The sequence below is a fragment of the Nonomuraea sp. NPDC049309 genome, assembly GCF_043196965.1.
GTDB classification, from domain to species: Bacteria; Actinomycetota; Actinomycetes; order Streptosporangiales; family Streptosporangiaceae; genus Nonomuraea; species Nonomuraea fastidiosa.
In genome coordinates this window covers 535,247-553,266 of the sequence record NZ_JBICSH010000001.1, presented here as the reverse complement: position 1 = coordinate 553,266, position 18,020 = coordinate 535,247, and the positions used below count along the sequence as shown (strand labels likewise).

General features: G+C 72.7%; 19 protein-coding genes. 7 read left to right on the top strand and 12 right to left on the bottom strand.

Annotated features, from left to right (window positions below):
• Positions 1-15: 15 nt before the first annotated feature.
• The 5 genes from ACGFIM_RS02605 to ACGFIM_RS02585 form a co-directional block, all read right to left on the bottom strand.
• Entirely contained in the window at positions 16-1,977 is a 1,962-nt protein-coding gene (locus ACGFIM_RS02605; protein WP_393193426.1) for a TOMM precursor leader peptide-binding protein, read from the bottom strand.
• The gene (locus tag ACGFIM_RS02600) at positions 1,970-4,039 is read right to left on the bottom strand and encodes a hypothetical protein (protein ID WP_393193423.1); all 2,070 of its coding nucleotides are present in this window, start codon (positions 4,037-4,039) and stop codon (positions 1,970-1,972) included. The genes ACGFIM_RS02605 and ACGFIM_RS02600 overlap by 8 nt, the downstream gene beginning before the upstream one ends.
• Before the next feature lie 536 nt (positions 4,040-4,575).
• Positions 4,576-4,935, bottom strand: a complete 360-nt coding sequence (locus ACGFIM_RS02595; RefSeq protein WP_393193421.1) for a DUF4260 family protein — start codon at positions 4,933-4,935, stop codon at positions 4,576-4,578.
• Between the two features lie 57 nt (positions 4,936-4,992).
• Positions 4,993-5,391 carry a hypothetical protein gene (locus ACGFIM_RS02590; protein WP_393193419.1) on the bottom strand — a complete coding sequence of 133 codons (399 nt, stop codon included), beginning with the start codon at positions 5,389-5,391 and terminating at the stop codon, positions 4,993-4,995.
• Positions 5,385-5,666, bottom strand: coding sequence for a hypothetical protein (locus tag ACGFIM_RS02585; protein ID WP_393193416.1), 282 nt, complete (start codon positions 5,664-5,666; stop codon positions 5,385-5,387). Before ACGFIM_RS02585 ends, ACGFIM_RS02590 begins: the two co-directional genes overlap by 7 nt.
• Positions 5,667-5,810: 144 nt before the next feature.
• Here ACGFIM_RS02585 and ACGFIM_RS02580 point away from each other — a divergent pair, with 144 nt between their 5' ends.
• Positions 5,811-6,404, top strand: a complete 594-nt coding sequence (locus ACGFIM_RS02580) for an NADPH-dependent FMN reductase (RefSeq protein WP_393193413.1) — start codon at positions 5,811-5,813, stop codon at positions 6,402-6,404.
• On the opposite strand, the gene ACGFIM_RS02575 is transcribed toward ACGFIM_RS02580, so the two are convergent.
• From ACGFIM_RS02575 to ACGFIM_RS02565, 3 genes are all read right to left on the bottom strand, one after another.
• The gene (locus tag ACGFIM_RS02575) at positions 6,392-6,895 is read right to left on the bottom strand and encodes a TylF/MycF/NovP-related O-methyltransferase (protein WP_393193410.1); all 504 of its coding nucleotides are present in this window, start codon (positions 6,893-6,895) and stop codon (positions 6,392-6,394) included. The genes ACGFIM_RS02580 and ACGFIM_RS02575 overlap by 13 nt on opposite strands.
• Before the next feature lie 248 nt (positions 6,896-7,143).
• A complete protein-coding gene (locus ACGFIM_RS02570) occupies positions 7,144-8,058 on the bottom strand; it encodes an NADP-dependent oxidoreductase (RefSeq protein WP_393193407.1) in 915 nt (304 codons plus the stop codon).
• A gap of 121 nt (positions 8,059-8,179) precedes the next feature.
• Positions 8,180-8,836 (bottom strand): TetR/AcrR family transcriptional regulator, encoded by a 657-nt coding sequence (locus tag ACGFIM_RS02565; RefSeq protein WP_393193404.1) that lies wholly within the window; start codon positions 8,834-8,836, stop codon positions 8,180-8,182.
• Between the two features lie 240 nt (positions 8,837-9,076).
• On the opposite strand from ACGFIM_RS02565, the gene ACGFIM_RS02560 reads away from it, so the two are divergent.
• Entirely contained in the window at positions 9,077-9,802 is a 726-nt protein-coding gene (locus tag ACGFIM_RS02560; protein WP_393193401.1) for an ABC transporter substrate-binding protein, read from the top strand.
• Positions 9,803-9,915: 113 nt separating this feature from the next.
• Here the strand turns inward: ACGFIM_RS02560 and ACGFIM_RS02555 are convergent, their stop codons facing one another.
• On the bottom strand, positions 9,916-10,287 hold the full coding sequence (locus ACGFIM_RS02555) for a winged helix-turn-helix transcriptional regulator (protein ID WP_393193398.1): 372 nt from the start codon (positions 10,285-10,287) through the stop codon (positions 9,916-9,918).
• A gap of 153 nt (positions 10,288-10,440) precedes the next feature.
• Here ACGFIM_RS02555 and ACGFIM_RS02550 point away from each other — a divergent pair, with 153 nt between their 5' ends.
• Complete coding sequence (locus ACGFIM_RS02550) at positions 10,441-11,067, top strand: lactate utilization protein (protein ID WP_393193395.1); 627 nt, start codon at positions 10,441-10,443, stop codon at positions 11,065-11,067.
• Between the two features lie 9 nt (positions 11,068-11,076).
• Here ACGFIM_RS02550 and ACGFIM_RS02545 read toward each other — a convergent pair whose 3' ends face one another.
• Entirely contained in the window at positions 11,077-12,075 is a 999-nt protein-coding gene (locus ACGFIM_RS02545) for a putative FMN-dependent luciferase-like monooxygenase (RefSeq protein WP_393193392.1), read from the bottom strand.
• Positions 12,076-12,386: 311 nt separating this feature from the next.
• Between ACGFIM_RS02545 and ACGFIM_RS02540 the strand changes: the two genes are divergently transcribed.
• From ACGFIM_RS02540 to ACGFIM_RS02525, 4 genes are all read left to right on the top strand, one after another.
• Complete coding sequence (locus tag ACGFIM_RS02540) at positions 12,387-12,944, top strand: RNA polymerase sigma factor (RefSeq protein ID WP_393193389.1); 558 nt, start codon at positions 12,387-12,389, stop codon at positions 12,942-12,944.
• Positions 12,941-13,819, top strand: a complete 879-nt coding sequence (locus tag ACGFIM_RS02535) for a hypothetical protein (RefSeq protein WP_393193386.1) — start codon at positions 12,941-12,943, stop codon at positions 13,817-13,819. The genes ACGFIM_RS02540 and ACGFIM_RS02535 overlap by 4 nt, the downstream gene beginning before the upstream one ends.
• 192 nt (positions 13,820-14,011) lie before the next feature.
• Positions 14,012-15,382 carry a hypothetical protein gene (locus tag ACGFIM_RS02530; RefSeq protein ID WP_393193383.1) on the top strand — a complete coding sequence of 457 codons (1,371 nt, stop codon included), beginning with the start codon at positions 14,012-14,014 and terminating at the stop codon, positions 15,380-15,382.
• 365 nt (positions 15,383-15,747) lie between these two features.
• On the top strand, positions 15,748-17,145 hold the full coding sequence (locus tag ACGFIM_RS02525; protein WP_393193380.1) for an OmpA family protein: 1,398 nt from the start codon (positions 15,748-15,750) through the stop codon (positions 17,143-17,145).
• 68 nt (positions 17,146-17,213) lie between these two features.
• Here ACGFIM_RS02525 and ACGFIM_RS02520 read toward each other — a convergent pair whose 3' ends face one another.
• Both ACGFIM_RS02520 and ACGFIM_RS02515 read right to left on the bottom strand, forming a co-directional pair.
• Positions 17,214-17,366, bottom strand: a complete 153-nt coding sequence (locus tag ACGFIM_RS02520) for a hypothetical protein (RefSeq protein ID WP_393193378.1) — start codon at positions 17,364-17,366, stop codon at positions 17,214-17,216.
• A gap of 22 nt (positions 17,367-17,388) precedes the next feature.
• Positions 17,389-17,949 (bottom strand): TetR family transcriptional regulator, encoded by a 561-nt coding sequence (locus ACGFIM_RS02515; protein ID WP_393193376.1) that lies wholly within the window; start codon positions 17,947-17,949, stop codon positions 17,389-17,391.
• Positions 17,950-18,020: the final 71 nt, after the last annotated feature.

Sequence of the window (18,020 nt, the reverse complement as noted above, 5' to 3'; positions counted from 1 at the left end):
TGCTGTCGTGGCCGGTCATGGGAACGGGTGCGGGTACGGGTTCAGCTCGTCCGGACGCAGGTCGCGGTCCCGGTGGCCGAGCAGCCGGGGCAGGGCCAGCAGCCGCGGCAGGTCGTGGACGCGCCGGTAGCGGTGCCCGAACGTCATGGAGACCGTCCCCGGCACGATGACCTTCGCCGCGTACATGCCGGCCGCCCGCGCCTCGGGCGAGGTGATGTCCACGGCGATCACGTCGAGGCCGGTCGCCAGGTAGCGTCCGGCCAGTTCGGCCACGTCCGCGCAGAGGTCGTCGTGCCGGGGCCAGGCGGCGCGTTCCGCCACCTCCCGCAGCGAGAGCGCGGGCCCGTCAAGCGGCAGGAACGCCAGCCTGCCGAACGCGTCCGGGTGTGCGTAGGTGAGCGGGTGATCCTCCAGCAGCCGCACCTGCTCGGAGTCGGCGACCAGCCGCGCCGACGTCGCGGGGTCGTAGCGTTCGAGGTGGCCGGCCAGCATGGGGCTCAGGTCCTCGAGCGCCCGGCGCAGCGCCCGTTCCGGGTCGAGATGCGAGGCGGAGCCGCACAGCGCGTACGGCCGGTCGGGCCCGCCCACCGCGTCCACGGCCATCACCCAGAACACCGGCACCCGCTGCTCCATCAGCGCGGCGAACGCGTGCACGTCGTAGCCGAGCCGGTCCCGTACCCGCTGGGCGAGCATCGGGATGCGGCGGTCGGCCGCCGAGCCGAGGTCCACCCGCGGGATGGGCAGGCGGGCGTACCAGGTGGCCAGGGCCGCGTCGCGCTCGGCCACCTCCAGCAGCCCGTACAGGATGGCCTCCGCCGGGTGGCCGCCGAGCGCGCAGCCGTTGGAGCACTCGTAGGCGAAGCCGAGGTCGTCGCGCGGGCGCGGGCCGAAGAAGGCGTAGCTCTCGGGGACGAGGATGGGCTCGTCCCTGCCGAACGAGTACGCCCACACCCAGGTCGTCGGGCGTTCCGGGTCGAAGCGGGTGAACAGGAAGCCGGGCCGGCCGTACCAGCCGTCCGGGTAGAGGCCGAGCGTGCGCGGGTCGAGCGCGTGGCCGGCGATGTCGGCGTACGCGGCGCGCACGGTGGTGCGCCTGCCGCGCGGATGGATGCCGGCGATGCGCTCCAGCGCCTCGGCGATGGCGGTGGCCCGCGCGGAGGCGAAGTCGTCGCTGCGGCCGTAGCCGTGGTGGCTCTCGTGCTCGGTGCGGGACGGGCTGAGCCTGGCCACCGCCATCGGGCCGCCGCCGCGCTCCTGGGTCACGACCGCCTGCACGATGCCGGTCTCCGCGTCCACGAAGAGCCGTTCCAGCTCGTCTCCTCTGCCGGTGATGTCGCCGACCCGGAACGTGTTCGGGTCCGGCTTGGGGGCGGGGCGCGGGACGTACCGTCCTGCGTGCGGGCCGTCGTCCGTGCGCGTGCCGCAGTCGGGGCACAGCGGGTCGGGCAGGAACGCATGGCGGCGCACCGCGCCGGTCGGCAGGCGCACCTTCAGCAAGGCTCCTGCCGTGCGCGCCGCACCGGGGTCGTGCCGCAGCCTGCGTACCTCGTCGGCGACCAGCGCGGCGATCGTGCGCGACACCAGCGGGGTGAGCAGCGTCGTCGGCCGGGAGTCGAGGTCGGCGGCCCACTTCGCGCGCAGGGCGTCGCGGGCCAGGGCGTCCGGCCGGTTGCCCGCGCGCCGGCGCGCCACGCAGGTCGGGCAGCCGGGCCGTCCTGGACGCACGGACGGGCCTATCAGCGCCCAGCCGGCCTCGACACGTACCGGCAGCCACGGCACGCCCCGCTCCGCCGCCCGCCTGGCCACCGCCGGGTACGGCCGCACGTCGTCGGCGTCGCTCGCCACCACGATCGCCCCGCCGGACGGCTCGGCCGCGAGCGCCTGCCTGATCGCCGTGTGCAGGCGTCCCTCGCCCAGGACGGTCACCAGGTCCGGGTCCGCGGCGGGCGGGACCGTGGCGATGGGGGCCTCAGTCATCGAGGAGGACGATTCGGGCGACGAACGGCAGCCGCCTGGACACCTCGGAGTCGCCGTGCAGCGGCACCGCCACCGGCGTCTTGCCCAGGCGCCGCAGCGCGGCGGTCATCGTGCTCACGGCCTGCGCCGGGTCGCCGCCCGGTGGCCAGAGAGGGTGGAGCCGCCCGTACGCGTGCTGCCCGGGAGCCCTGGACTGCCAGCGGAGCAGCAGCCGTTCCAGGCCGTCGCGGATCGCGTCGGTGAGCGTGGGGGCGGCGGACACGAGCGCCTCCTGGCCGGGGACCGTCAGGGTCACGGCGGGTACGCCGAGGACGGCGGTGCTGTCGTGGATGTCCGGGGTCTCCCCTGCGAGCGTGAGCTGCCGCAGTAACGCCGCGGCCTCCGGGTCCTGCGGGGGATCGATCGGCGAGGACGGGGAGTCGTTCGAGAGGTGGTCGCGCAGAAGCCGCTCGCAGTGGGACCGCAGGCCGGCAGCCAGCGCCTCCGTCCAGCTCAGCCCGGCACCGGTTCCGACCGGTGGGTGCTGGGTGCTCGGGGCGGGGTGCGGGTCCGTGGGGGCGCCGAGGCCGGCGGCGGTTCCGCTCGGCCGGCTCGGAAGACCGAGGTCGGCGGCCCGCACGGTGCGCGGCCGGCCGTCCGGCAGCTCCACGCCCTGTTCGTTCCGGGCGGGTACGCCGTACGTGGCGAGGGCGGCGAGCAGGCAGCGCAGCCGGGCCGTCCGCTGATCGGGGCCCCAGCCGAACGCCTGCCGCGCCGGCGCCCAGCCGGGCTGCACTCCGAATGGATCGGACACGACCGCCCGGCACACCGCCAGCGGCGACTGCGCCAGCGCCTGCTCGTCGAGCAGCCCGAGCACACCCAGCCGGGGGTCGACCAGCTCGGATATGAGGGCGAGCAGCTCGTCCGCCTCGACGGCCGCCACCGCCTTCTCCGCGACGGCACTCCCGGCATCGGCAGAGGCCACATCCCGGGCGGGCACCGCGTCGTGAGCGAGCGAGCCTTGCTGGGCGGGCGAGCTTTCCTGGGCGCGTGTGGCGGCGTGGGCGGGCGCGGCTGCCTTCAGGGCTGCCAGCGCCTCCGTCAGCTCTTCGACAGACCCAAGGATCTGAGGCCGAGGGGCGGCGGTGGCGGCGCGCGGGTGGGCCAGGAACCGGTGTGTAAGCGTGTCGAGCGAGCGCAGGTCCACGCGTACAAGCTCGCGTTCCGGACCCTGGTCGAGCCCGGTCACGCGGCTGAAGCAGGCGAGGGCGAGGATCGCGGCGACCACCGTGGGCACCGGCCCGATCATCAGGTCCTCTCCGGGCGGTGCCGGGGTCGCGGCGGGCAGCCCGGCGAGCCGGAGCCAGCCCGACTCGGCCGCCGTCTCCGAAGGCCGCCCCACCTGGCTGATCCAGACCTCCGCCGGGCCGACGAGCGCCTGTCCGAGCACGATTCCGGCCGCCTCGCAGGCGCGGGCCGTCGTCACCAGCTCGCCGGGGTCCTCGCTCACCTGGAGCACGACGTCGGCGTTCGTCGGCAAGTCGCGGGAGAAGGGGAGCGTACGGAACTCTTGGGCGCTGTCACGGCGTGCGGCGTCCGCGACCCGGTGAACCCGCTCGGGGTCGGGGCTGATCACCGTGACGTGCCGCCACCCCGAACCGACGCACGCCCCGGCCAGCGCCTCCAGCAGCGGCCCCGCGCCGGTCAGCACCAGCCGGGCGGTGCGGATCCGTTCGAAGCGCTCCTCCGGCGAGTCGAGCGCGTAGCCGATGAAGGCGATCTCCTCCGCGTACGCCCGCAGCTCCGCCTCGGTCAGCCCGTGGGGCCGGGCCTGCCGGGCGTCCACCACGAACCGCTGCTCGGCGAGCTGCCCCACCAGCCGCTCGACCATGGCCTTCCGGTCGCCGGGAAGGTCGGCGGTGAGCTCGGCGAGGGTGTGGCGGCCGGTCAACGCGGGGGCCAGCCGGGTGAGCCATGCGTACGCCTGCCGCCCGCGCAGGGTGCACGCACCGTAGTCGCTGTGGACGTAGGCGCCGTCGGGGCATTCGACGAACCGTACGTCGTCCTTAAGCTGCGGTCTCATCGCCGAATCGGCTTTTGGGAGCGCTCCCATGCGATGGATATTACGAATCGAAATCCTTTATGTAAACCCCAAATCACCCCTTTTAAGAGCGCCCCATGAAGGTTATAATCACTCATTTTCAAATTTGCTTACGGAATGTCACTTACCGAAATTGTCGCACGGACTTGAAATCAGCCATCATTGCCATGTCCTTGTGCTTCGTCTTGTGACAGGAGCGCCCCGCGCACCGAGGCCGGCCTCCACGAGATGCCGGCCGGCGGCCTGCGCGCCGCCCGCGCGCCCGGGACGTCGACCTGTACGTGGCCTCGCGTGGGGCTCGGCACGCCTCCCGATCACCGGCCGGCCCGTGGACATCGAAACCGGCCGGCGGGGCGATCATCACCGCGCGCGGCGAGCACCGGATCCGGCGGCCTCTCGACCGCCTTTTCGGCCGCCCTGCGGGCTCACGCCGCGGATCGCGTGTGCGAGCGACGAGCCCAGCACTGCGCGACACGATCACCGGCTGAGACCGGACCGCCCCCGCTCGATGTGGCCGATCAGCCGGTGGGCCCGCGTCCGAGCGTCCGGTCGATGGCGATCCGGGTGAGCCAGCCCAGCCCGGCCGTGAACAGCGGCGGCCACTCCAGCTGCGCCGCCGCGTAGCCGACGAGCACCACCAGCGGAATCCACACCCGATGCACGACCTGATACGCCGCACTTCCCGGGCGGACCCCCGCCCGCCGAACGAGGTCGGGCAGCAGGAAGAACCCCAACCCGGCGGCGGTGGTCGGCAGGCCGTACTTCACGCTCTCGAAGACGGCGAACACCGCCAGGAACACCGCGAAAGCACCCCAGGCGACTCTCCGCGCTGAACGGCCTGCGCGCGAGGCGCTCGACGACGTCACGTCCTTTTCCACGGGCCGAGCCTACTGATCATCACCCAGGTGACCGCCCACGAGACCTGGGATTCCCGGTCAGGCGTGGCAGGTGAGGGTGCCGCCGTTGAAGGCGACCATCTCCTCGAAGATCTCCAGCACGTCCAGCGGGGCGCCGGGGGCGGCGCCGAGGTGTTCGGCGTAGGCGCGGTGCAGGTTGGCCGTCAGCCGTTCCGGGTCGCGCAGCGCGCCGAAGCGCCCGTACCCGGCCTCCTTGGCGGCCGGCAGCGGCGGCAGGCCGGCGCGTACGCCCTCCGCCGCCACCTCGCGCACCCACCGCAGATACGCCTCCGCCTCGTCCAGCACCTCAGGCCCGGCCACCTGACCGTGACCGGCCACGATGACGGCGGCGTCGAGCGTGCGCAGCCACTCCAGCGCGCGCAGCGATCCGTCGATCGAGCCCATCAGGCAGAACGGCGTCACCCCCGACATCACCACGTCGCCGACATCACCACGTCGCCGGTGACCAGCACGCGACGCTCCGGCACCCACACCACGGTGTCGTTCGTGGTGTGGGCGGGCACCGGCGGGTGGATCAGCTCGGCCCGCAGCCCGCCCAGGTGCAGGATCAGGCGGACTCGCTCATCCTGGCCCACGAACGCTGCCGGGAGGAGATGGCCGCCTCCGGCTTCGGGCTGTGCGGGCTGTTCCCCGGTGTCGAGCAAGGCGCCGGTGACGACCCAGCGGCGCGGCCGTGCAGTGGTGTCGGTCATGCCGCCACCTTCGGCGGGCCCGCTCGTTCCGGCTACACGGGCCACTGAACCGACTCGAAGCGGAGCGGAGCGCTCTGAACGGAGCGCACCGCTCCGTTTCGGTGTTACGATGCCCTCAATCCGCAGCGCAGAAGGGATCTCTCATTGTCCGGCGCTCCTCTGAACCTGGCCGTGATCATCGGCAGCACCCGCGAGGGCCGCTTCGGCTCCATCGTCGGCAACTGGGTCGTCGAGCGGGTCCGCGATCACGGCGGCTTCGAGCTCGACATCATCGACCTGGCCGAGGTGCCCCTGCCGATCGTCCAGCAGAAACACCCGGTCAGCACCGGCGAGTACCCCGACAGGCAGGTACGCGACTTCGCCGCCCGCATCGGCGCCGCCGACGCCTTCGTCGTCGTCACCCCGGAGTACAACCACGGCTATCCCGCCTCGCTCAAGCTCGCCATCGACTCCGTCAGCCCCGAGTGGCGGGCCAAGCCCGTGGGCTTCGTCTCCTACGGCGGCTACGCGGGCGGCCTGCGCGCCGTCGAGCAGCTCCGGCTCGTCTTCGCCGAGCTGCACGCCACCACGATCCGCGAGACGGTCAGCTTCCACATGGCGTACGCGCAGTTCGACGAGGCCGGCAGGCCGCGCGACGCCGAGAGCGTCTCCGCCGCCGCCAAGCTCCTGCTCGACCAGCTCGGCTGGTGGGGCGAGGCGCTGCGGTCGGCGCGGGCGGCCCGCCCCTACGTCTGCTGAGCCGGGCGGTCACCGGGGCGCTCGCCCCCACGTCTGCCGAGCCAGCGCTCACCGGGAGCGCCCACTCTCACGCGTCTTGGAAGCCGGCCTCCGCCGAGCCGCCTCACGTCCGCAGCATCAGCATTCGCCGGGCGTACTCCCGTCACCTGCATGCCCTCGAACGAGTCGGCCAGCCACACCGTACGGTCGGTCACCCCGTACGCCTGCAGGATCGCGCGGATCAGGATGCACACGCCGCCGCGCCACACGCCGGTCTCGATGAAGTCGCCCGGCACCCCGTCCTTGAGCACCGTCTCCACCGCCCAGTGCACGTTGTCCAGGCGCTTGCGGCCCACCATGGTGTGGGCCACGGTGGGCCAGTCGAGCCCGATCTCCCGGATGTCGTCCCGGTAGCCCGAGATGCCGTGCTCCGCGGCGGGGTCGGGGAAGGTGGGGTCCTGATAGATGGTGTTGGTCAGGATCTTCTTGAGCAGGTCCAGGTAGAGCTGCATCCGTGAGCCGGTGCCTTCTCCGGCGCCTGCTCTCCCTGGTCCTGGTCCTGCAGGTCGCGGTGACGCTGTCCTCGTGCACCTGCTGCCCGGCGACCCGGTGGAGCTGATGCGCAACGGGAACCTCGGCGGCCTGCAGGCGACCCCGAGCAGGAGGCCGCACTCCGGCACGAGCTCGGGCTCGACCGGCCGATCGCGGTGCAGTATCTGACCTTGACGCGTCGAGCGCGGCTCGACCGCACCCGGGGAGGTCAGCCCACGGTCAGCACGACCTTGCCGCGCCCGTGGCCGTGATCGACCCGCTCGTGCGCGCGTACGGCGTCCGCCAGCGGGAACGGCGTCGTCGGCAGGATCAGTTCCTTGCGTGCGGCCAGCCCGGCCAGGTGGGCGAGCACCTCGGCGGAGCGGGCCCCGGTGAGCTGCTTGATGCCGTGTTTCGCGATGGCCGCCTCCGCGTCCACCAGCGTGCCGACCCGCCGGCGGTCGGAGACGAGCTCGACCGAGACCTCGGTCGCCTCGCCGCCGATCGCGTCGAGCGCCGCGTCCACGCCGCCGGGCGCGGCCGCGCGGATCCGGTCGGCCAGGCCGGGGCCGTAGGCGACGGGGGTGACGCCCAGCGAGCGGAGATAGTCGTGGTTGCCCTCGCTCGCCGTGCCGATCACCGTCGCGCCGCGCGCCACCGCGAGCTGGGCGGCGACCGTGCCGACCCCGCCCGCCGCCGCGTGGATGAGGAACGTCTCCCCCTCCTTCACGCCCAGCTCGTCCACGAAGCCGTACGCGCCCTGGCCCACGACCGACAGCGCGCCGGCGACCTCCCACGGCAGGTCCGCCGGCTTGGCGGCGAGCTGGGCGGCGGGGACGACGATCACCTCCGCGTACGCGGCCGCCAGCGTCCAGCCGAGCACCTCGTCGCCCGCGGCGAAGCCGGTCACGCCGCCGCCGGTCGCGTCGATCACCCCGGCGAACTCGTTGCCGAGCCGCTGCGGGAACGACGCGGGGAAGAAGTCGCGGAACTCCCCGGCGCGGAGCTTGGCGTCGAACGGCGTCACGCCCGCGGCCCGGACCCTGACCCGGACCTCCCCCTCGCCGGGCTCTGGCTCGTCGATGTCGATGGGGTGGAGCACCGAAGGGGGACCGTACTCGGAGAACGCGATGGCAACAGGCACCTGAGACCTCCTTGAGGACATGCCGCGGACCGCCCGGTGCGCCCGGGCGGTGCGGGGATGCGGGACAGCGGGCGGCGCGGCGCTGCGCGGCCCGGTCGTGCGCGATATGAGAGGGAGCGCCTCAGCCTGAGCCGGGCTCCTTGGAACGGCCCTTCATCGCCTCCTCGATCTCCTGCCAGTCGGTGGCCGGCGCGCCCAGCCGATGGGCCCCCTCCGGGCGCAGGCCGTCGAGCACGATGCCGAGGAAGCGGCGGCTCAGCGCCGCCGCCGTCTCGCCCTTCTCCGCGCGCCGCTCGCGCAGCGCGTGCAGCAGGGTGATGATGTCGTCGGCGTTGACGTCGGGACGGAGGACCCCGGCCGCCTGCGCGCGGTCCACGAGCGTCTGGATGGCCTCGCGGGCCCGCTTGCTCGCGGCCAGCACGTCCTCGGTGATCTCGAACGTACCGGCCAGCCTGGGCGAGCCGTCGACGCCCGCCTCGACGCAGGCGGTGACGAAGCCCTCGAACCCCTCCCAGGCGTCCTCGGCGGCGAGGCCCCGCTCGGCCTCCTCCCAGGTCTGCTCCATGTGCGCCAGCGACAGGGCGCGCATGAGGTCTTCCTTGCTCGGATAGCGGCGATACAGCGTGCCCATGCCGACGCCGGCCCGTTCGGCGATGACCGAGACCGGAGCCTCCGGCCCCATCTCGACGAACACGGCGCGGGCGGCGGCGAGGATGCGCTGGTCGTTGCGGCTGGCGTCGGACCGGCGCGGCCCTTTTCCAGCGGTGTTCCCTCTCACATCCCGAGACTAGCATAGAACGGAGCACTCCACTCCGGTACGGTGATCGGTATCGCCGCTCTGCGGAAGAGAGGTCGTCATGCCTTTCCCGTTGCGTCTCGTCTCGCGCCGCCACGTGGATCACTGCCGGATCGCCAAGCCTTCTGCCTGCATCCGCCGCAGGCCAGCCTCTCCTCGGCCGTCAACGTCATGCGCCGGCTCTTCGACCGACCAGGACCCGCGTACCGGTGAGATCAAGCCGTGGCCGGCCACGTCCTGGGAGGTCGATCCGAGGCCACCACGTTCACCTTCCACCTGCGCGAGGGCGTGACGTTCAGCGACGGCGCGCCGGTGAACGCGGCCGCGGTCAAGGCCAACCTCGACGAGATCGTCAGGCTGGGCGCAAAGTCGCTGTTCGCCTCCACGTACCTGTCCGTCCGGCTACAAGGGCACGACCGTGGTGGACGAGCACACCGCCAAGGTCGAGTTCGACGCCCCCAACGCCCAGTTCCTCCAGGCCACCGCGACCACCTCGCTAGGGCTCAGCTCCCCCGCCTCGCTCGCCAAGCCGCCGGCCGACGCTGCCGCGCGCCGATCGGCTCCGGCGCGTTCGTGCTGGACAGGCTGCAGACCGACCACAGCGTCACGGTGAAGCGGCGGGCCGGGTATTCCTGGCCCTCGTCGCTGGCCGCCCACCAGGGCGAGGCGTACCTGGAGGCGGTGGAGTTCCGCATCGTGCCCGAGCAGGGCGTGCGTACAGGGGTGCTCACCTCGGGCCAGGTGCACACGATCACCGACATGCAGCCGGTGACCGAACGGCAGTTCCGCCAGCGCCGGTTCGAGGTGCTGAGCCGCTACAACCCGAGCCTGCCCTACGCGCTGTACCCCAGCACGTTCCGGCCGCTGCTCGGCGACGAGGCGGTGCACGGGCTGACGCTGGATCCGTCCGTACGGCTGCGCCTGCACGACGCCTGGCTGGCCTCATGAGCGGCGCGAATGCGATCCCGCTGTCGGTGCTCGACCTGTCGCCCATTACCGCGAGCAGCCTGCGCGCGGGCGGTGAGCTCGCGGAACGGCGCGGCCGCACCGCTCGGCCGGCGCTAGTCCGGGAGATCGGTGTGGCGGGTGTCGTAGCGGCCGCGCGCGCTCTCGACGTCCTCGTGGTGCTCCACGGCCCAGTCGATCAGCCCGGAGACGCGTTCGAGCAGCGTGCGGCCGAGCGGCGTCAGCTCGTACTCGACCCTGGGCGGCACCTCGGCGTAGATGCTGCGGACCACCAGCCCGTCGCGTTCGAGCACGCGCAGGGTCCTGGTGAGCATGCGCTGGCTGATGCCGGGGACCCCGCGCCGCACCTCGTTGAAGCGGCGCGGCCCGGCGCCCAGCTCGTTGACGACCGCCAGGGTCCATTTGTCCCCCACCCTGTTGAGGACGTCGCGGACCTGGCAGGTCAGTTCGTCGCGCGCTTTCAGCACGGAATTCACGCGGGCCGCTGGGCTGTCGACGTGCAAGGGTTCCCTCCGTTTCACCGAGGCAGTTAAAAGTGCCTACTTCCGGTAGGAATTAAGCGTTACTCAGAATGGTGCCGGTTACCAGTCGAAACCGTCGCCATATTCAGGGGATTCATCATGTCCGTGGAAACTCTCGTGCCCGACCAGACCTTCGCCGCCCCCGTCCTGGACGGCCGGCTGGACCGCGCGGCCGCCGCGCTGCGCGAGAACGGCTTCGTCGTGCACGTCGTGGACAGCGTCGCCGACGCCCGCAAGCTCGTCGGCGAGCTGGTCCCCGGCGACCAGAGCGTCTTCACCACCTCCAGCGAGACGCTCCGGCTGTCGGGCATCGCCGCCGACCTCGACGAGTCCGGCACGTACACCTCCGTCCGCGCGGGCGCCGAGCTGCCGGAGAACGACGTGCAGGCGGTGCTCCGCCTCGGCGCGACCGCCGAGTACGTCGTGGGCAGCGTGCACGCGGTGACCGAGGATGGCCGTGTGGTCGTCGCCTCGGCCAGCGGCAGCCAGCTCGGGCCGTACGCGGCGGGCGCCCGTAAGGTCATCTGGGTGGTGGGCGCGCAGAAGGTGGTGCCGGACCTTGAGACGGGGCTGCGGCGGGTCCGCACGTACAGCCTGCCGCGCGAGCACCAGCGGCTACAGGAGGTCGGGCAGTCGTCGTTCATCGGCAAGATCCTCATCGTCGAGCGCGAGGCCTTCCCGGAGCGGACCACGGTCGTGCTCGTACGCGAGGAGATCGGCTTCTGAGACGGCGGGTCATGCCCGCCTCGCGCCGGCCTCCGCTGAGGGCTGCCAGCCGAGCGCGGGCGCGACCTCGGTCGCCAGCAGCTCGATGGAGCGCAGGATGAGCGGGTGGGGCGGGTCCACCGAGTGCACTTGGAAGGCCACGTCGGTCACCTGCTCGAGCGTGGGGTCGGCGCGCAGGCTCTCGATGACGTCCTGCGGCGTGCCGAGATGCACGTCGAAGGCCGCGATCTTGCTGTGGAGATCGCGCTGCGGCAGCTCGTACGGCAGCCTGCGGCGGCCCAGGCCCAGCTCGGCGTAGCGCAGCGCCTCGGCCCTGCTGTCGGCGACGAACGCGGTCCGCGAGGCGAGGATGCGCGGCTCGGCGCCCGGGGGGAGGGCCTCGCGGTAGGCCGCGATGATCGGGAGCTGCAGGTCGGCGAGGGTGGCCTGCGGGTCCTCCGCGGGCCTGGGCTGGGTACGCGAGAGCATCAGCCCGTGACCCGCCCGGCCCGCGCGGGCGCCGCCGGAGACCGAGAACGTGGCCTCCCACACGGCGTCGAGCAGCCGGGGCGCGGGCGGGTAGAGCCGGTTGCCGCCGCCGAGCCGCTCCCCCGCCCAGGCGCGGCGCAGCACCCACAGATGCTCGGCGTACAGGGCGGCGCGGTCGGCGGGATCGCGCCCGAACGGCACGAACGCCGACGGCGTGCCGCCCCCGCCGACGCCCACCTCAAGCCGCCCGCCGCACAGCAGGTCGAGCACGGCGGTGTCCTCGGCCACCCGCAGCGGATGTTCGAGCGGCAGCGTGATGATCCCGGTGCCGAGCCTGATGCGGCTGGTCTCGGCCGCGACGTGGGCCAGGAACACCAGCGGCGCGGGCAGGCCGCCCTCCTCGCCGTCGAAGTGGTGCTGGGCCACCCACGCGGTGTCGAAGCCGCACGCCTCGGCGTGCCTGATCTGCTCGGCGGCCAGCCGGTAGCGCTCGCCGGGCGGCACGTCGTCCAGCAGCCGGGTGAAGAATCCGAGTCTCATGGCATACGCTCCTGGAACGCGGCCGACAGCTCACGGGTGTTGTCATGCCCAAGCCGGGTGCTTCCGGTTATCACCGACGCGTCCTTTGCTCCACGACGAACCGCTTCCTCACGACGGACCCCTGACGCATGGCGGACCCGGCGATCTGCGGTTTCCGTTCGGGCCGCCTTTCTCGATCATGCACTATAACCCGGACATTCAGTAGGGAATGTCGGGCTTACTGTCTCCGAGCGGCCGAAGATAGGGGTGAAACGATCCGGCGGGTCCGGACAGGTACGAGATGTCGGACCCAACGGAGGGAAGCAGGCGACGTGACGCACCAGGACCGTAAGCAGCGCTTCGAGGTGATCTACGTCGCCAACTATGCCGACATCCTGGCCTACGTACGGCGGCGCACCGCATCCCACGAGGACGCCGCCGACGCCGTCGCCGAGACGTTCGCCACCGCCTGGCGCCGCCTGGACGACATCCCCGAGGGGCGGGACGCCCGCCTGTGGCTGTTCGGCGTGGCCCGCCGGGTGCTGGCCAACGGCCGCCGCGCCGAGTCGCGCCGCGGCGAGCTGGTCGAACGGCTCGGTCACGAGCTCGCCCTGTGGGCGGCGGAGCACGCCGAGCCCGGCGATCACCTGCGCGGCGTGAAGGAGGCGTTCGCCCGGCTGAGCCCCGGCGACCGCGAGATCCTCGCGCTGGCCGGATGGGAACGGCTCGGCTCCGACGAGATCGCCACCGTGCTCGGATGTTCCCGCGCCAACGCCCGCCTGCGGCTGCACCGGGCTCGAAAACGGCTGGCGAGACAGCTGCTCGCGGAGAACGTCGACATCACCCGCATCGGCCTGCGCGCCGTCGCCATGACCAAGGGGACGCCATGACAAGGGGCACCACTGTGATGCACGACATCGATCGTCTCGTCGCCGGCATCGCGCCCGATCCCGGCCCCGGCATGACGCCGGCCGCCCATGAGCTGCTGGAGAAGATCGCCTCCGTCCCCGTCCCCGAGCGCCGCCCCACCCGCCGCACCTCGCGGTTCCGCAGGTGGGCGGCGGTGCCGGTGCTGGCCGTGCTGACCGCGCTGATGTCGTTCGGCGTCGCGCAGGCGCCCGCGTCGGCCGCGCTGGACATCAAGGTCGTGGACGGCCACTACGTGATCACCGTCAAGGACCTCATGGCCGCGCCCGAGGTGTACGAGCGGGAGCTGCGCGCCAGAGGCATCAACATCACCCTCAAGCTCGTGCCGACCTCCGCGAGCATGGCCGGGCGGCTCTTCGTGCTCCACGACACGGACCGGTTGCGGGCGGGCGAGACGGTGCCCGCGCAGGGCCCGATCCGCGCCATCGACCGTCCCGGGCCCTGCGACCGCTTCGGCGGCTGCCCCATCGGCCTGAAGGTGCCGGTCGGCTACACCAAGAAGGCAAGCGTCATCCTCGGCCGCCGCGCCGCCCCCGGCGAGCGTTACGGCATGCCGCCCGGCATCGCGATGCCCGGCGAGCCGCTGCACTGCGTCGGCTTCGTCAACAGGACCGTCTCCGAGGTCGCGGCCCTGCTGCGCGAGCGCGGCGTCACCCCGTCGTACACCGCGTACGGCAAGCCGCGCGGCTTCACGCCCCCCGGCGGCTGGTACGTGCTCGACGGCGTGATGAGCGCCGACCACGAGGCCCTCCTGCTCGTCGCCGACAAGCCCGGCAAGCCCCGCGACTACGACGGGCCCGGCGAGCCCGGCGTCAGCCGGCCCCAGAAAGGCTGCTGACGCTCCGCCCGCGGCAGGCGGGCCCGGCGTCGGCCGGCGTACGCCGCACGCGGAACGTCCCCTGACACAGCCGGCAGGCGGCACCGCACGCCGCAGGCCGGCCGGCGCCTTGCCCGCCACCTGATCCCCGCATGCCATCCAGGCGACCGCCATGGGTGCGGTTCGCCATGCCCGTACACGATCGGATCCACCGTGCTCGTAGACACTCGCGTGGCGCTGCCCTCGCCGCGCCGCTCCGCCGCCCTCGCGGACCACCGTCTCTTCGCCGTCCTGCTGGCGCTGGCCGCCGCGCTGCGGGTGGTGACGATGCTCGGCTACCGCCCCGCCACCCTCTACTGGTACGACTCCTTCACCTACCTCGACATGGCGGTGCACCCGGCGCCGTCGGCGTCCTTCCATCCGATCGGGTACTCGCTGCTGCTGCGGGCGCTGCTGCCGTTCCACAGCGTGGAGCTGATCGTCGCCGTCCAGCACGCGATGGGCCTGGCCACCGGGCTGCTGCTCTACGCGGTGCTGCGGCGCAGGTCGGTGCCCGGCTGGGCGGCGGCGGCCGCGACGGTGCCGCTGCTGTTCGACGCCTCATTCCTGCGGCTGGAGACCGGGATCCTGTCCGACACGCAGTTCATCTTCCTCATCGTGGCCGCCCTGGCCGTCCTGATGTGGTCGCCGGAGGTCTCGGTACGGGCGGCCGCGGGCGCGGGCCTGCTGTTCGCCGCGGCGGCGCTGACCAGGACGATCGCGCTGCCGCTGCTGCTGCTCGTCGTGCTGGTGCTGGCCGTGCGGCGGGTGGGGTGGCGGCCGCTGGGCGCGCTGGCGCTGGCGGGTGCGCTGCCTCTGACCGGGTACGCCGCCTGGTACGCCCAGCACCACGGCCGTTTCGCCATCAGCGGCGCGGACGGCGTCGCCCTGTGGGCGCGCACCATGACCTTCGCCGACTGCGCCCGCATCCAGCCGCCGCCCCACCTGGCCCGCCTGTGCCCGAACGGCACGGAGCTGGACGCGGCATCGGAGTACGTCTGGGCCCCTCAGGCCTCGCTCAACCTGCTGCCCGGCGACCGGTTCACGCACAACGACCTGGCCCGCGAGTTCGCCGTACGGGCGATCCTGGCCCAGCCGCTCGACTACCTGCGAGACGTGGCCCGCGACACCGCCATCGCCTTCTCCTGGACCCCGATCCCGCATCCCGAACGCACCACGCCCGCGTTCGGCTTCAGGAAGGGGCACTGGGAGCTGCCCGCGCAGCCGCTGATCGACAAGGTGAAACGCGAGTACGACCCGGACATCCGGGGCCTGTCGTCGGTCTCGCCGTACGCGGACTTCCTCATCGCCTACCAGTACGTCGCCTACCTGCGCGGCCCGTTCCTGGCCGCGATCCTGCTGCTCGGAACGGTGGCCGCGATCCGCCGGCCGCGCGTGGCGCTGCTGCCGCAGGTCGTGGCGTCGGCGCTGCTGGTCGGCCCGGTCGCGGTCCTCGACTTCGACCACCGTTACGTGCTGCCCGTCATCCCCGTCGCCTGCCTGGCCGCCGCCCTCGCCTTCCAGCGATCCCCGTCACGGAGCTAGCGGGGCCGCGCCCGTCCGGTCGTCCCGGCCCGCCGCCACCCGGCTCTGGGAACCGCGCGAACGGCTCACCGGCGTCGCTTGTGATCCCTAAGCTATGCCAGCGATCACACCTGACCGACTTGTGGGATGTGATGCCGATGCATGTCCTCAGGAAGGCGGCCGTGGTCCTCGCGGCCCTGTCACTGTGCGGCTGCGGCGCCGGCCCCAGCACCCCGAGCAGCCCTCCTCCGACGCCCGCTCCGCCCCGGGCCGGCGCCTCCTCTCTCCCGGCCTCGCCGTCTGCCGCCGCATCGGGCGGGCCGTACGTACGGGAAGGGCTGGCCGGATTCCACGGCGCGGACAAGTTCCGCATCGAGGTGAAGGCTGTGGAACGGCACCGTGACCTGACCGCGCTCAAGATGGAGATCACCAACCTGGAGGACAAGATCTCCTCCGGCGACTTCGGATACGACGGGCTCCCCCTCCAGACGGTGACGTTCGGCAGGTTCCGGCTGTTCGACCCGGTCGGCAAGAAGGTGTACTTCACGCTGCGGGAGGACGACGGCACGAGCCGGGCGTTCGGCACCCGCCACGGCCTGCCGGAACGGAACCGCCTGCCCGAGTACTTCCAGCCGGGCGTCCGCTACCCCGTCGAGGTGTACTTCCCGCCGCTGCCCGCCGAGGTGCGGCAGGTCTCGGTCGTGCCCGACCTGGCGTTCGCGCCGTTCACCGGCATTCCGGTCACCGACGGCGCCGAGCCGCCCGTCGCGCGCGAGCGCGAGCCGGAAGCGTCGCCCTCGCCAGGCGCGACGGTCCAGTGGCAGGTGGTGCCGCCGTCGGGCAAGATCTGGTCGGCGGTCTCGGACGTGCACGAGCTGATCGAGACCCCGCAGAAGACGACGCGGCGAGAAGGCACCGAAGAGACGATCGGGCTCCGCACGGACGTGCTGTTCTCCTTCGACAAGGCCGACCTGTCGCCCAAGGCCACGGCCGTGCTCGACGAGGTGGCCGAGGAGACCCGCGAACGCGCCGACCCGGCCAGGCCGCCGATCGTCATCGAGGGGCACACCGACAGCAAGGGCGATGACGCCTACAACCAGAAGCTGTCGGTGCGGCGGGCCGAGGCGGTGCGCCGCTACCTCGCCGGCAAGCTGGGCGATGAGTACCGGTACGAGGCCACCGGCAAGGGCGAGAGCGAGCCGGTCGCCGAGAACACCAAACCGGACGGCAGCGACAACCCCGAGGGCCGGGCCCGCAACCGCCGCGTCGAGATCTCGTACCAGCTCAAGCAGGAGAACCCGGGCACGGCCGGCACGTCGAGCCCGCCGGCGGGCAAGGTGCGCGGGTCCGTCAGGGAACCGGCCCCCTTCCTTCCCGACCCCCGGCCGGTCGTGGGATCGCTCCGCCGGCGGCTCCACCAGGACGTGCTGCGCATCGATGTGCATCCGTTCCGCCGCGACGGCGCCTACCTGCTGGCGACCTTCGACGTCGTCTCGGAGGGCGACCGGCAGTACGTCGCGGTCCCTGCGCCGTTCTCCAACGGCTCGAACCCGTTCTCCGCGAACGCCGACTACGCCAGGTTCACCCTCGTCGACCCGGCCACCAAGGCGCGGTACCTGCCGCTGAAGATGGACAAGGAGTTCGTGGAGAACTTCGTCGCCGGTCTCGACAAGGGCGAGGTCAACAGGAGCTACGTCTACTACCCGGCGCCCGCCGACTCGGTCACGTCGATCACGCTGGAGGTCGAGGGCCTCGGCTCCGTGCCCGACGTACCGATCGAGTGACCGTCACGGCGGCCGCGAGCCGATGTCCCCTTGCTCTCCCGCATCCCCGCCACGCGGCTCGCCGCCGATCAGCGCAGGACGGCGGCCGGCAGGTCGTTCTTCAGCCGCAGGCCGGCGGCGAGCCGGGCGGCGACGCCGTTCCAGGCGTCAGCGAAGAACGCCTCCGCGCACTGGCGGCGGCTGGGCGGCCCCGGCCGTCGCCGCCGAGAAGAAGCCTCCACGGCCGGGCGTGGTCTCGTAGGGTCACCGGCCGGTCAGCGCGCGCAGGTCGTCGAACGCCTGGAGCAGGTAGTCGTCCAGGCTCCGCGAGGAGTCGGCGATCCAGGCCGCGATCGCCTCGTGGAAGGCGGCCCACCCGGCCTGGGCGGCCAGCACGGCCTGCCGTTCGGCGACGCCGCGCTTGCGCAGCGCCGCGGCCACCGCCTCGGTGATGGCCGCGGCCTTGGCCAGCTCCCGCTCGCGCAGCGCGGGCGTCGCCGCGATGACCTCAAGGCGCGGCTCGGCGAACGGCCGGTTGCTCTCGGGCAGGTGCTTCACCTCGCGGAACGCGTGCAGCAGCACGTCGAGCACCGGCAGGCCGTCGGGCGCCGCGGCCACCGCCTGCTCGAGCGCCGCGCGCAGCTCGGCCTCCCCGCTGAAGAGCACCTCGCGCTTGTCCGGGAAGTGCCGGAAGAACGTGCGCTCGTTGACGCCCGCCCGCGCGGCGATCTCGGCCGTGGTGGTCTGGTCGAACCCGCGCTCCCGGTACAGCTCCAGAGCCGCCTGCTGCAGGCGGCGGCGCGCTTCTGCTCCGCTTCGTGGCACGGTCCGCAGGATAGCTGAATGTCAGTCACTGGCGCTTCTTGACGCCAGTGACTGACACTACTTATGGTCAG

Bases quoted from the DNA above. Each gene is read 5' to 3' on its own strand.
- ACGFIM_RS02605 (WP_393193426.1), bottom strand. From the start codon at position 1,977: ATGACTGAGGCCCCCATCGCCACGGTCCCGCCCGCCGCGGACCCGGAC.
- ACGFIM_RS02600 (WP_393193423.1), bottom strand. From the start codon at position 4,039: ATGAGACCGCAGCTTAAGGACGACGTACGGTTCGTCGAATGCCCCGAC.
- ACGFIM_RS02585 (WP_393193416.1), bottom strand. From the start codon at position 5,666: ATGACCGACACCACTGCACGGCCGCGCCGCTGGGTCGTCACCGGCGCC.
- ACGFIM_RS02575 (WP_393193410.1), bottom strand. From the start codon at position 6,895: ATGCAGCTCTACCTGGACCTGCTCAAGAAGATCCTGACCAACACCATC.
- ACGFIM_RS02550 (WP_393193395.1), top strand. From the start codon at position 10,441: ATGTCCGTGGAAACTCTCGTGCCCGACCAGACCTTCGCCGCCCCCGTC.
- ACGFIM_RS02545 (WP_393193392.1), bottom strand. From the start codon at position 12,075: ATGAGACTCGGATTCTTCACCCGGCTGCTGGACGACGTGCCGCCCGGC.
- ACGFIM_RS02535 (WP_393193386.1), top strand. From the start codon at position 12,941: ATGACAAGGGGCACCACTGTGATGCACGACATCGATCGTCTCGTCGCC.